This window comes from Cytobacillus sp. Bac17 (assembly GCF_024519925.1).
Taxonomy (GTDB): domain Bacteria; phylum Bacillota; class Bacilli; order Bacillales; family Cytobacillaceae; genus Cytobacillus; species Cytobacillus pseudoceanisediminis.
Genome location: NZ_JALJRC010000047.1, coordinates 1 through 13,381, shown reverse-complemented (window position 1 = coordinate 13,381; position 13,381 = coordinate 1). Strand labels below are relative to the sequence as shown.

11 protein-coding genes are annotated in these 13,381 nt (G+C 41.8%); 2 read left to right on the top strand and 9 right to left on the bottom strand.

Going from position 1 to position 13,381, the window contains the following annotated elements; all coding sequences use genetic code 11:
* Positions 1–64: 64 nt before the first annotated feature.
* Positions 65–1,519 carry a MocR-like pyridoxine biosynthesis transcription factor PdxR gene (gene pdxR / locus NR125_RS27300; RefSeq protein ID WP_192908005.1) on the top strand — a complete coding sequence of 485 codons (1,455 nt, stop codon included), beginning with the start codon at positions 65–67 and terminating at the stop codon, positions 1,517–1,519.
* 391 nt (positions 1,520–1,910) lie between these two features.
* Entirely contained in the window at positions 1,911–3,356 is a 1,446-nt protein-coding gene (locus NR125_RS27295; RefSeq protein WP_192908006.1) for a DEAD/DEAH box helicase, read from the top strand.
* An 81-nt stretch (positions 3,357–3,437) separates the two neighbouring features.
* Here NR125_RS27295 and rlmH read toward each other — a convergent pair whose 3' ends face one another.
* From rlmH to NR125_RS27250, 9 genes are all read right to left on the bottom strand, one after another.
* Positions 3,438–3,917 (bottom strand): 23S rRNA (pseudouridine(1915)-N(3))-methyltransferase RlmH, encoded by a 480-nt coding sequence (gene rlmH / locus NR125_RS27290; protein WP_009332442.1) that lies wholly within the window; start codon positions 3,915–3,917, stop codon positions 3,438–3,440.
* Between the two features lie 80 nt (positions 3,918–3,997).
* Entirely contained in the window at positions 3,998–4,159 is a 162-nt protein-coding gene (locus NR125_RS27285) for a CxxH/CxxC protein (protein ID WP_009332445.1), read from the bottom strand.
* Positions 4,160–4,315: 156 nt separating this feature from the next.
* Positions 4,316–5,545: a S1C family serine protease gene (locus NR125_RS27280; protein WP_009332447.1), complete on the bottom strand. Its 1,230-nt coding sequence runs from the start codon at positions 5,543–5,545 to the stop codon at positions 4,316–4,318.
* A gap of 237 nt (positions 5,546–5,782) precedes the next feature.
* Complete coding sequence (locus NR125_RS27275; RefSeq protein ID WP_009332448.1) at positions 5,783–6,577, bottom strand: MBL fold metallo-hydrolase; 795 nt, start codon at positions 6,575–6,577, stop codon at positions 5,783–5,785.
* A gap of 7 nt (positions 6,578–6,584) precedes the next feature.
* Entirely contained in the window at positions 6,585–7,391 is an 807-nt protein-coding gene (locus NR125_RS27270; RefSeq protein ID WP_009332450.1) for a two-component system regulatory protein YycI, read from the bottom strand.
* On the bottom strand, positions 7,378–8,718 hold the full coding sequence (locus NR125_RS27265) for a YycH family regulatory protein (protein ID WP_192908007.1): 1,341 nt from the start codon (positions 8,716–8,718) through the stop codon (positions 7,378–7,380). The genes NR125_RS27270 and NR125_RS27265 overlap by 14 nt, the downstream gene beginning before the upstream one ends.
* Positions 8,715–10,538: a cell wall metabolism sensor histidine kinase WalK gene (gene walK / locus NR125_RS27260; protein WP_071158147.1), complete on the bottom strand. Its 1,824-nt coding sequence runs from the start codon at positions 10,536–10,538 to the stop codon at positions 8,715–8,717. The genes NR125_RS27265 and walK overlap by 4 nt, the downstream gene beginning before the upstream one ends.
* Before the next feature lie 8 nt (positions 10,539–10,546).
* Positions 10,547–11,257, bottom strand: a complete 711-nt coding sequence (gene yycF, locus NR125_RS27255; RefSeq protein ID WP_009332454.1) for a response regulator YycF — start codon at positions 11,255–11,257, stop codon at positions 10,547–10,549.
* Positions 11,258–11,477: 220 nt separating this feature from the next.
* The gene (locus tag NR125_RS27250; RefSeq protein ID WP_256816552.1) at positions 11,478–12,959 is read right to left on the bottom strand and encodes a LysM peptidoglycan-binding domain-containing M23 family metallopeptidase; all 1,482 of its coding nucleotides are present in this window, start codon (positions 12,957–12,959) and stop codon (positions 11,478–11,480) included.
* Positions 12,960–13,381: the final 422 nt, after the last annotated feature.

The following is a 13,381-nucleotide window of genomic DNA, read 5'->3' as shown; positions in this document are numbered from 1 at the left end:
ACCATTTGGATGGGAGTCTAACCAACCATTTGGTATAATTTTAAAAAATGATTGGAGATAGCCTATGTCTGAATTAGATTGGAAGCCAGAAAAAAATTCTGTTGTTCCTTTACATCAGCAAATATATGATTTTATGAAAAACAAAATAATGAACGGTGAATGGACATTAGGCACTAAAATACCACCACAAAGAAATTTAGCAAAACGATTTCAAGTAAATCGCAGTACCATTGTAACTGCACTTGAAGAACTGGCTGCCGATGGACTAATTGAATCTAAGGTTGGGAGCGGTACTAGGGTGATTAACAATACATGGAGCCTGCTTGCTTCCACTCCTCCTCCAGATTGGATTAGTTATGTAAAATCCGGTATTCATAAACCAAATATAAATATCATCCAAGAAATTAATAAAGCAGAAGCAGACCCTGCTATGATTAGGCTTGGGACAGGAGAACTTTCACCAGACTTGTTACCCAGCAAAAAAATGGGGCAAATACTGCAAATAGATACTGAGCAGTCTTTATCGCTTGGATACATGGAGTCTAAAGGGAGCCTATCTTTACGTAAAACCGTTAGTGCATATTTAAGAACAAAGGGAATTGAAGCTTCCCCCGAATCGATTTTAATTGTTTCTGGAGGACTACAAGCGCTTCAATTGATTTCTATTGGAGTTTTAAAAAGAGGCTCAACAATACTTCATGAATCACCATCCTATTTAAACTCCGTACACGTTTTCCAATCGGCTGGAATGAATTTATTGGGTATTCCACTTGACAAAGAAGGAATTAAAAGTGACTCAATTGGGCGTATGAAGCGGCAGCATCATGCGGCTATACTCTATACGATACCCACTTTTCACAATCCAACCGGCACATTAATGTCTGAAAAAAGGCGGCTTGAATTAATAAAGGTTTGTCAAAGGGAGTCTTTACCTATCATCGAGGATGATGTTTATGGCGATTTATGGTTTGAAAACCCTCCGCCAAATCCTTTGAAAGCTAATGATACACAAGGAAATGTCCTGTATATAGGAAGCATGTCCAAAACATTGAGCCCCGGTTTACGAATCGGTTGGATTGTAGGACCCGAACCTGTTATTGAACGTTTGGCAGATATAAAGATGCAAACAGATTATGGCTCAAGTTCCTTATCACAATATGCTGTAGACAAATGGCTTCGTAGTGGTATGTATGAGGGCTTCTTAAAGGAAACGAAAGAGGAATTAAGATTCAGAAGGGATTTCACCATTCAAATTTTAGAGAAATATTTTTCCGAGATAGCAACATGGAAGACCCCAAAAGGTGGATTTTATATCTGGCTTAAATTACTAACAGGTGTTTCCACCCGAAAGCTATTTAACGCAGCCCTTCGAGAAGGAATTTTATTAAATCCAGGTAGTGTGTATGATAATAATGATGATCAGCACCTTCGCATTTCCTATTCATATGCTTCAATGGATCAACTAGAAGAAGGGCTGGTTTATTTAGCACAACTTATTAAAAATTCTTCTATGAATTGAATTTATGAGGATACCGTAATAACGGTATCCTTATTTTTATAAACTTCTATATAATAAGGGTTTATCCAGGACAAGTTTAACTTTTTGTTTTAACACTATTGGTGATAAGGTTCTCCGTAATATATCTAAAGAGGTTTTTGGGCTTACCTAAAAGAACAGAGTTATTTTTTATTACTATTGTAAAAAGAAGCATTGTATTGTTCATTATCTTTTTCCCTCAAGTTATCTGAGGTCAATAACGCATCCTTATCTGTTACTTTTTAAAATTTAAAATAAAAGCCGTTTTGTCCGCACTTTTCAAGTATAATGAACCATATTCAGAAAATGCATATAATAATTCTTGGAGAGAATTCTATACATATGATGAAAAAACAAAAAACGAGGTTTAAAAATGAATAAAAGAAGTTTTGCGGATTTTCATGTAAGCGAAGAAATAAAAAGAGCACTAGCTGTGTTAAAATACGAAACCCCAACAGAAGTTCAAAGTGAAGTCATTCCATTAGCAATGAAAAATCAAGATCTTGTCGTAAAAGCTCAAACAGGAAGTGGAAAGACTGCCTCCTTTGGTATTCCTGTTTCCGATATGGTTGAATGGGAAGAAAAAAAACCACAGGCCATAATTCTTACGCCAACTAGGGAGCTTGCGGTTCAAGTCTGCGAAGATATTACGAATATCGGAAGGTTTAAACGCATTAAAGCTGTAGCCGTTTATGGAAAAGAACCTTTTTCGAAACAAAAGGATGAATTGAAACAAAAAACTCATGTAGTCGTTGGCACCCCTGGACGAGTCATGGACCATATTGAACGAGAAACCTTGATTTTGGATCAAATAAAGTATCTTATCATAGATGAAGCTGATGAGATGCTTAATAGAGGTTTCATCGATGAAGTGGAAGCGATCATCAAAGAGCTGCCTTCAAACCGAGTAACAATGGTTTTTTCTGCAACTCTGCCTAAAGATGTTGAAAATCTTTGCCATAAATATATGAAAGATCCTATTCAGATTAAGATTGAATCGACCAAGGTGACGGCCGATACCATTGAACATTCTTTAATTGAAGTGAGAGATGAAGAAAAGATCTCACTCCTTAAAGACGTCACGGTTGTAGAAAATCCAGACAGCTGCCTGATTTTCTGCCGAACCAAAGAACACGTTGATACTGTGTATAGCGAACTAGATAGAGCTGGATATCCTTGTGAGAGACTCCATGGGGGGCTGGAGCAAGAAGACCGATTCTCTGTTATGGAAGGTTTCAAACTGGGGAACTTCCGCTATCTCGTGGCCACTGATGTAGCTGCCAGAGGTATTGATATTGATAATGTGACACTTGTCATCAACTATGACGTTCCTATGGAAAAAGAGAGCTATGTACACCGAACTGGAAGAACAGGCCGTGCTGGAAATAAAGGAAAGGCCATTACGTTTTCGACACCTTTTGAAGGAAAATTCATTAAAGCCATTGAAAGATACATCGGCTTTGATCTACCTGCTAGAGAAGCACCCAGCCATCTTGAAGTTGCTGGTGGAAAAGCTGCTTTCGAAGAAAAACTTAACAACAGGCGTATTGTAAGAAATAATAAAACAGCCCGAATCAATCAAGGTATTATGAAACTCCATTTTACCGGCGGGAAAAAGAAGAAAATCCGCGCTGTTGACTTTGTCGGAACGATCGCAAAAATCCCTGGAGTCACAGCAGATGATATCGGCATTATCACCATCCATGATCAAATGTCTTATGTTGATATTCTGAATGGAAAAGGCTCATTAGTTTTACAAGCCATGGAAAATGCGACCATCAAAGGGAAGAAGTTAAAAGTAAGCAAAGCGATTAAATAAGTAGAAAAAACTTAAATCCCCCTCACTTTATTAGATGAGGGGGATTTTCATTGGCCGGCTTAAACTTCTAATAAACCTTGCTTACTTATGGTACGGTTCCCCCCGATTAATCCGAAACGCCCGATAAACCTGCTCCAGCAAGATAAGCTTCATCAACTGATGCGGAAACGTCATCTTCGAAAAAGAAAGCTTATCATCCGCCCGCTGCAAAACCTCCTGGCTCAATCCAAGAGACCCGCCAATGACAAATGCAATTTTGCTTTTCCCATACGTAGCTAATTTATCAAGATTGTCAGCCAACTCTTCCGATGATTTCATTTTCCCTTCGATAGCTAGTGCTATAACATGAGCATCCGGATGGATCTTCGCCAGGATCCTCTCACCCTCTTTTTGCTTTACCTGAATCATTTCCGTTTCACTTAGTTCTTCAGGGGCTTTTTCGTCAGGAACCTCGATGATATCCATTTTGGCATAGGCTGACAGTCTTTTTAGATATTCGTCAATTCCTTGCTTCAGGTATTTTTCTTTTAGTTTTCCGACCGTAATAATTGAGATATTCACAGCATGTCCTCACTTTACAAACAAGATATCCACAGAAGTTATCCACATGTCCACATTTTTCATCCACATCTTGTATGGGATCATTCGTTCGCTACAACATATATTGCGTTATTTTGACAATATTCACAGGTTGTTGATAACTTTTTATCCTCTTCAAGTTTTGTTAATTGCGGGAATGTTTCGTACTCATCAACCACTATATCTATTGCCAGATCAACGTGTTCGTCACAGCAGTAAATCATTTTCAGCATGCTCCTTTTTAGGCTGGAAGCCTGTTTTTTTATCCGATCTGTGGATAATTTTTATTTTCTCGTATACATATAAGTTATCCACATCTCATCTTAACAAAACAATAAAAAACAGGAAAGCGATTTCCGCTTTCCCATTTAGTCGTTCCATTATAATGTCTCGCCGCTCAGCTTCATGGTTACTTCCTGAGTTTTCCCGTCGCGGTAAAACTTAATTTTCATCTGGTCGCCTACCGATTTCTTCGTATACAAATGCTGGCGCAATTCGATGATGTCATTGATTTCTTGTCCATCCATCTCGACGATGACATCCATTTCCTTCAGTCCTGCCTGTGCAGCTGGAGAGTTCGGTTCAACTGAAGTGATGGCCACACCAGATTTAACATCCTTAGGCAGTTTTAGCGCTTCCTGCTGGTAGTAGCCAGGAATCTCATTGACCGATGCCAGTTGTACGCCCATATACGGACGTTTTACCTCTCCGAACTTTTCGAGGTCATCAATGACTGGGCGTGCGTAGTTAATCGGAATCGCCAATCCAATTCCTTCTACCGCACTCTCAGCGATTTTCATGGAGTTGATGCCAATCAGCTGTCCGCTGATATTAACTAAAGCTCCGCCGCTGTTACCCGGGTTGATGGCGGCGTCTGTCTGCAGTACCTCAGCCTGCCAGTCAACTGTTCCATTCTGATCGATATCAACCGGTATGGCACGCTCCAGGCCAGAAATAATTCCCTGTGTGACAGAGCCTGAGAACTGTCCAAGAGGATTCCCGATTGCAATGACTGGTTCGCCTGGCTTCAGTTTTTCAGAATCGCCGAATTCGGCAACCGTCTTAATTTCCTTTGCTTCTACCTCAAGCACAGCAAGATCCGTCCAAATGTCGCTGCCAACCAGTCTTGCCGGGAGCTTGGTGCCATCCTGCAGACTTACCTCCAGCTCCTGAGCTCCTTCTACCACATGGTGGTTTGTAACGATGAAGGCTGTATTTCCTTCCTTCTTATAAATAACTCCGGAACCTGTTCCGGCTGGCTGTCCGGCACTGCCATTTCCCTCATTCGACCAAAAGCCGGCTGTCTGGATGTTCGTAATGCTTACGACCGCATCCCCGGCTTTGTCGACCGCCTTGGTTACATCTGTGGTCACATCAAGTGAGACATTCTGAACATTGGCGTTATTGTTATTCCCGGCTGCTTCATCCTGCAGCTCTTCATCCGGTTCAACCGTATAAGGGAGCACGTTGTAATCAGATAGCTTTGGCACCGCAACCACGACCAGGATGGCTCCTAATATGACTCCAACAAGGCTGGCCAGAAAATATCCGCCCTTGTTGCCTTTTTGCCCTTTATAACGGTTCTGATGATCTTGATCATAATAGCCCAAACTGCACCCATCCTTTCTTTCATCTGCAAAAACACTGGCTTTTAAAATATAAATGCTAAAATTTAGTCTTCCTTTATACCCAATATTATACTCTCCTGTTTTCAAAAATCTAATAAAAACGCACCTGCTTCAGCAATCTTACGACTTTGTTCATACTTTTTTAAGATTTTTTCAAAAAAGAAAAAGAGGAATACATGGAAACGGCTGTCTCTCTGTGTATTCCTCTTTATATTTTTATTAAACTGCCGTTAGGATTGTCGGAACCTTTGGATCTGTATCATAAAGGTCGAATTGTTCGCCGACAAGGATCCCGCGGCTTTCAAGTGTCTGGGATACTGACATTCTCGCCAGATCCTTGATATTATTATCCTGGCTTAAATGAGCCAGATAAAAGCTCTTCGTCCGGTCGCCCGCCACTTCACTCATCGCAAGGGCGGCATCCTCATTGGATACATGGCCGACATCGCTTAAGATCCTTCTCTTAATATTCCACGGGTAGCGGCCCATACGAAGCATCTGGACATCATGATTGCTTTCAAATACATAAGCCTCCGCATTGGAAATCAGACCTTTCATGCGGTCGCTGACATAGCCTGTATCGGTGATCAGCACAAGCTTTTTCCCATTATGATGGAACACATAAAACATCGGGTCGGCTGCATCATGGGAAACCCCGAAGGATTCAATATCAAGGGATCCGAATGTTTTCACCGTTTCCATATCAAAATGGAACTTCTGGTCAACCGGGACTTGTCCAATCAGTCCGTCCATGGCCAGCCATGTTTTTTCATTCGCATAGATCGGCAGGTTATACTTCCTGGCAAGAATCCCGACACCCTTAATATGGTCACTATGCTCATGGGTCACCAGTATCCCTGATAGCTTGCCGATGTCCCGGCCAATATGCTGAAATAAACCTTCCATTTGCTTTCCGCTTAATCCGGCATCAACCAGAAAGGAATGTTCCTCCGTCTCGACAAAGATTGCATTCCCAGTACTGCCGCTCGCGAGAACGCTGAATTGTAAAGACATGTTCTCCTCACTCCACTATTTTTTTCTCTTCGTTGTTCAGCTTAATGATTTTCCCCTCAAAGGCATCAACAAATAAATTCTCCTCGTCATTAATGACAAATCGCCAGGCAGGCGTTAACAATTGCGAAGAGCTCAAATGCACAAAGGTAAAATAACCAAGCTCTACATTTGTAACTTTTGACTTCGGCTGCAGTGAGCCGTTCTTGTAAAGTGTTTCAACGGCCTTTATCGGCTGAATAACTTTTTCACTTTCTTCCTTCGACTCAATCTTTGTCAGGAGCGTCTGCTTATAAGAGACAATTTCATTTTCATCATTCAAATAAAATGTAAGCTCGCCATTTAAATTCATATAAAACATCTTGCCTTCAAATTCCTGATAATACGTGATTCTATTACTGTTTTCTGGTTTTTCCCAGAAGCGGTATTGGTCACCGAATAACACCCTGTTTTTGATAAAGGCAGATAATTCGGAAGGACTGAATTTATCACTGATCTTGATCGATTCGTCCAGGACTGAATTCAGAGTAGTCCCCTCTGTAATCGTAATTTCCTGGCCCTCCAGCCTTGTATCTCCTTCAAGATCTTCAATATCAAATTCAACCGGCTTAGCCCTCAAATACCGGTCTTTCGGGTTGCTTTTCGGCAGGGGCTCATCAAAGGTGATATCAGCATCCTTAAGCTGTTTTTCCAGGGTGGCCTGTGCAATCGGTTCAAATTCACTGGCCTCCTTCAATTTGAAAAACTCATACATCAAATAAATATCCAGGACCAGGAAGGTTAAAATAAAGATTGTTTTGATCTTACTCCAATCCATTATTCATGCCCCCTGTCTCATCAAGCGAAATGCTTTTCCAAGTTCCTTCATACCGGTAATACCAGGAAGGCTCCAGACGGATGAAGGTGGTCTGAGCTTCCTTGACCAGCATCATTTTATATCCCAGCTTTACATTCTCCAGTAATTCCGGCTCAAACCCTTCCAGACCTAACAAGTATTCCAAAACGCGGGTTCCGGAACTTAGAGATACTTCTGAGGGGGGTTCAGCACTCAGACCAAGCTGAAAATTGCTCCGATAATATTCATAAATCTCATTTTGCCCCCAAGTCTGGCGGATTTCGGATATTTTCGGATCATCACTGAAAATTGGATAACCTGAAGAATCATACATCCTGAATACCACTCTATGATTCAGCTCGTCAATTTCGGCAAATTGGTAATTGTCTGTCCACCCCGAATGTCCGTTAATGTAATCAATGCTCCTTTTTAGCAGGTCGCCTGATGGAAAAGTCGGGTTATCCCCGGCAGCCGGTTTTACATACCGAAGTGTATTTTTGTCGGAATTCACCCTCAATAGGCTTAAGGTATCATTATACTCGTCCTCTGATTGCTGAAAGCTTTTCTGCACTACACTTGGGTCACTGAATAAAGCATTTTTATATTGTTCAGAGTCTAACTTTTTCTCCAGATACTGGTATCTCGCCATTTTTGTATCCTGTGAAGGCAGGTAGATGGTTCTTTCATCAGTTGGCTTATAAGCAAAATAAGCTTTATATTCAGGGTTGTCCTCCGATAAATTAAAGAATTGGCTTTTGAAATTCTGAATAAAGGAAACAGGCACACGGCTCCTAAAGACCTGCCGGTTATCCATAGAAACAAAATCGACAATTCCATCCTTTTTCTCCACTTGCCTAGTATCAATGACAATATGGTCAAACTGAAAATCAGGCAGATTCTTATCAGCAATTTTGATTACTGCTTTGTATAATTCAATCGGAACCGAATCCGGAAATGCAAGAACAGCTTTCCCTTCATCATGGACAAACGAAGGAAGAATGCCCGCTTCCTCTGTGATATTTTCAAAGTCAGCAAAATTCCAATCGCTGATATCTTTCATGATTTTATCAATTTCACCGGGGCTGACAGTACCAAAGGTCTTTTTTTCCCCAAGATGGAATAAGAGAGTGTCCGGTCTCACAATCTGATTCACTTCTTTTTTTTCCGCTATTGTTACTTCCTGAACGGTATTTGATTCTTTTTCAATCCGTTCAAAGTTCGGCTGGTAGGTCCAAAGATTCCAGGTCAGGAGGGCGCTTGTCACTACTAGAATAGTCAGTATGATGGTTTTTATATTTTCATAACTCATTCCCAATCATCCTCTTCCGAGCGAACATATGGAAGGCTAAATGAAATCGTTGTCCCTTTCCCTTCTGTACTCGCTGCCCAAATTTTCCCGCCATGCGCTTCCACCATTTCTTTCGCAATGGCCAGGCCAAGGCCTGTTCCGCCAAGCTTTCTTGTCCTGGCTTTATCCACCCGGTAAAAACGCTCAAAAATCTGATCAATATTTTCTTTCGGTATTCCCACACCCTGGTCTGAAACGCTGACAATAATAAATTCATCTTTTTCCTCAATGCTGAACGTAACCTTTCCGCCTTCCGGAGAGTATTTAAGCGCATTTGAGATGATATTGTCCAGCACCTGGGTGAGCTTGTCTTCATCTATTTCCACAAAAGCCGAATGGTCCGGAAGCTTTCTTTCAAACGTAACATTCTGCTGCTTCGTCATTTCAAAACGGTCTATAATTCTATTATAGAAGAAAATGAAATCAGTCCAATCCTTGGTCAAGCGGTAATCCTTGCTGTCCATTTTAGACAGCTGCAGCAGATCATTGACCAGGCGGATCATCCGCTCTGTTTCATTTTGGGTGACATCCAGGAAGTTTGGGGCAATCTCCTCATCTCTCCAGGCGCCATCCGCAAGAGCCTCCAGGTAGCTTCTCATCGTGGTCAGCGGCGTCCTGAGTTCATGAGATACATTTGCCACAAATTCGCGGCGTTCCATGTCAATTTTCTCCTGCTCCGTGATATCATGCAAAACAGTAATTAAGCCGTTAACAAAGCCGGTTTCTTTTTGGATAACCGAAAAATTTGCGCGAAGGATCAGTGTTTTCGACTTGCTGCTGTAATCCAGGATGACCGAATCCCGCTCGTTTAATAGCTCTTCGAAGGTATAATCCTCTTCAAGGCCCAGCAGGGAAACAATCGGGGAAGACAGGACCGTTTCACGTGAAACATTCAGCATTTTTGCTGCAGGCTCGTTAATTAAAATAACACGCCCTTTGCGGTCGGTTGCGATAACTCCATCCGTCATATAGGAAAGAACGGAGGACAATTTTCGCCGTTCGCCTTCTGTTGTAGCATGAGCTTCCTGAAGTTTCTTTGTTAAACTGTTAAAGGTAATCGCCAGCTGACCAATTTCGTCATATCCATAAACCTTAACCTTGCGGGAGAAGTTCCCTTTTGCCATGGCAAGCGCCTGTTTCCGCATATCTGAAATCGGGCGTGTCACCGTCTGGGCAAGGAGTATGCCCAAGATCGCTGTGATTGCTAACGCAATGGCTATACCAGTAGTGAAAATATTATTAATCTGCCTCATCTGTTCATAGATGTTCTCGATTTTAGCAACCAGATAGATGGCTCCATCGACTTCCCCGCCATTTTTAATAGGCGTGACGAGAACCCATATCCTCTGTCCCTGATCAACCAGATCCTCCGTTACCGGCTGCTTAGTGGCTATGGCCATCTTGATCAGATTATCAGTAGACCTCCCCCCGACAACCCCTTGATTATCGGGATCGGAGGTGCCAAGAATTGTCAGTGATTCATCAACCACACGGACTTCGGATATATCCGCCGAGTTGTAATCACTTAAAAGCCTTCTGATATCTTCCTCCCGAGAAGTTGCTTCCTCATCAGGCAGCCTTACCTTGGTCATCTGTTCCTCCACATAATAGCTAAGAAGATTGACCCTCTCCTGAATGGCATCTTTGAAATTTTCCTGTAAGGTCGATTCCAGCTGCCTGACAAAGTAGACCCCGATAATCTGCATGGCTACCAGGATGAGAAGAACATATATGATCACAAACTTCAAATGAATGGACCGAAAAAAACCAACCTTTTCCATTTACCCTTTTACTCCTGTTCAGGATTCCGCAAGTAATAACCGACCCCTCTTCTTGTCACGATCCATGTCGGGTGGCTTGGATTATCCTCGATTTTCTCCCGCAGTCTCCTGACGGTTACGTCCACTGTGCGGACATCACCATAATAATCATAGCCCCATACGGTCTGGAGTAGATGCTCCCTCGTCATGACTTGTCCAATATGCTTGGCCAAATAGTGAAGAAGCTCAAATTCACGGTGTGTTAATTCAATCGTCTCACCGCGCTTGGAAACCACGTAGGCATCCGGATGAATAATCAGGGAGCCCACTTCAATTTCATTGGATTCGTCCTCTTCTTCCGTCTTGGAAGCTATTTGCTGATGGCGCCTCATATTAGCCTTCACACGCGCAATCAATTCTCTCGTGCTGAACGGCTTTGTAACGTAGTCATCTGCACCGAGCTCAAGGCCTAAAACTTTATCAATTTCAGAATCCTTTGCTGTCAGCATAATGATCGGCATATCGTATTTCTTGCGCACTTCGCGGCAAACCTCAATGCCGTCCCGCTGCGGAAGCATGATATCAAGCAGAATCAAATCCGGCTTGATTTCTTCTACTTTATCGAGTGCGTCATTGCCGTCATAGGCACACACCACTTCATAGCCTTCTTTTTTCAAATTGAACTGCAGTATATCTGCAATTGGTTTCTCATCGTCTACAACCAGAATTTTTTTATCCATACCTATCTCCTTTTTCTTGCTCATTTATTTATTTATTTATTTATTTATTTATGGAGCAGTAGAAGTCAGTTTCATACATATGTTATCTACTTTACTTTACCATTTTAGCAGTGGGAATTCATCTATTAGTAAAGGCCTGTAAAACTTTGGTGTTGTATTTTTATCTTATTCTTAACTACAAAAGCCTCTAGCATGAAAGCTAGAGACTTTTTAGCAGGAGTTATTTATTTATATATTTAAGCGGATCTTGCATTTTTCCGTTTTTGTATACTTCAAAATGCAGGTGGACACCGGTTGAATCCCCAGTGGACCCCATTATACCGATCTTTGAGCCTTTTGAGACGGTTTGGCCAACACTGACACTGATCGAGTCGAGATGGGCATAAACCGTGCGGAAGCCATTATTATGGTCGATGACGATTTTGTTGCCATAGCCGCCGCCATCGTTGCCCGCAGAAACAACCGTTCCATTATCAGCAGCTTTTATCGTCCGGTCGCTAGGTCTTGCAATGTCAATTCCCTTATGCATTTTCCCCCAGCGGTATCCCATTTTACTTGAGATATAGCCCCCGACTGCAGGATAAGCAAGGCTGCCTTCACCGCGGGATGGAATGACCTTGGTTCCCTTGATGACAATTTGTTTCACAGGGTCTTCAAGAACTTTTTCTTCTTTTACTTCTTTTTTGACCGTTTGGCCGTTTTCTTCAGAAATCAGATAGGTTGCAGCGCGTACGCCTTCCTTGCCTTCTTGCTTTACTTTCGTTTCGCCTTTTGGCATGCTGCTGTCTTCGATGACTTCTTGTTCATAATCGATTTTTTCTTTCTTGAAAACTTCCTTATCTGCTATAACTTTTACATATGGTTTGTAGACAGTCACATTTAATTCCTGCCCTGCTTTAATAAGGGAATCTTCCTTTAGTCCGCTGTTAAGCTCCACCAGCTGGTTCATATCAAGGTTATGGGTACTGGCAATATTGGTTAGTGCGTCACCTTCTTTAACCTCATATTTCTTTTCCTCAAGGGTTCCCTTTTGAAGAAGCTTCACAGCTTCATCTGTACTGATGATCTGATCCGGTTTCACAGTTGTTTCAGAGATGGATACATCTTCCGTAAAACGGACATCTAAAAGACGTGTTTCATTTTCCTTCAGCTGAGGTAAAGGAGTTTTAGCAGATTCCTTTCTTTCCTCAAGAGCCTTTAAATCTTTCTCTGATACATAGGAAGTCTTGATTTTCTGAAGGGCCGCTTTGGCCTGCTCGTCATTTTCAACGTAACCCACTTCCTTGCCGCCAATGACTAATGCTGCTGCTTCGGCATGTACTTCCATCTTATCTTTTAAACCATTAACCGCTTCTAATTCATTCACTTCTGAACTTGACTCAAAAACCTGTTCAGGAATGAAAGATAGTTCAGTTGCCAGCGCCAGCCTTAATCCCTTATGGGAACCTTCTGCCTCACTGATCTTTTTATCGGCCATATCTTCGATAACTTTCTTATCCGACACCGTTCCGATATATTCGTCACCCATATAGACATAATAAACCGTCACAAGCTTATCATCATTAGCAGAAGCGGAAACACAGCCTGCAAAAGTTAAAGCCGCCGCTGCAAAACCAGCTGCGATCGTCCTATTTATGGTTTTATTAAAGCTTTTCGCTGTAGATTCTGATGCTGAGGTTACTTTCTTCACCCATTTGAACATGGTTACATCCCCCTAGACTACGGTAACAAAAGACACTTTCATTTAGTGCTATGTAACTACGAATTTGTCAACCTTATTTTTCACAATATTTACTTTACCATACAGCAAAGCAAATAGATTACTAGACTCGGGAATGTAACAAAAATGTATAATAGCTGACATTTTATGACTATTATTGGCAAAGCTTAGAGAGTTTTTTGTCGAAAAGAAGATAGGAAATAATCCCTATTTATAGGGGTTTGTTAGGGGTGCGAAAGAAGATGAGTTTGGGGAGTGCTAAATTACACCGGCCATGCAGCTCCAACATGCTTGTATTACATGAATGTAACAAAAAGGAGCATGCTTGGTTACATACTCCTTTTTGGGATGGCTCAGGACGGAATCGAACCGCCGACACAAGGATTTTCAGTCCTTTGCTCTAC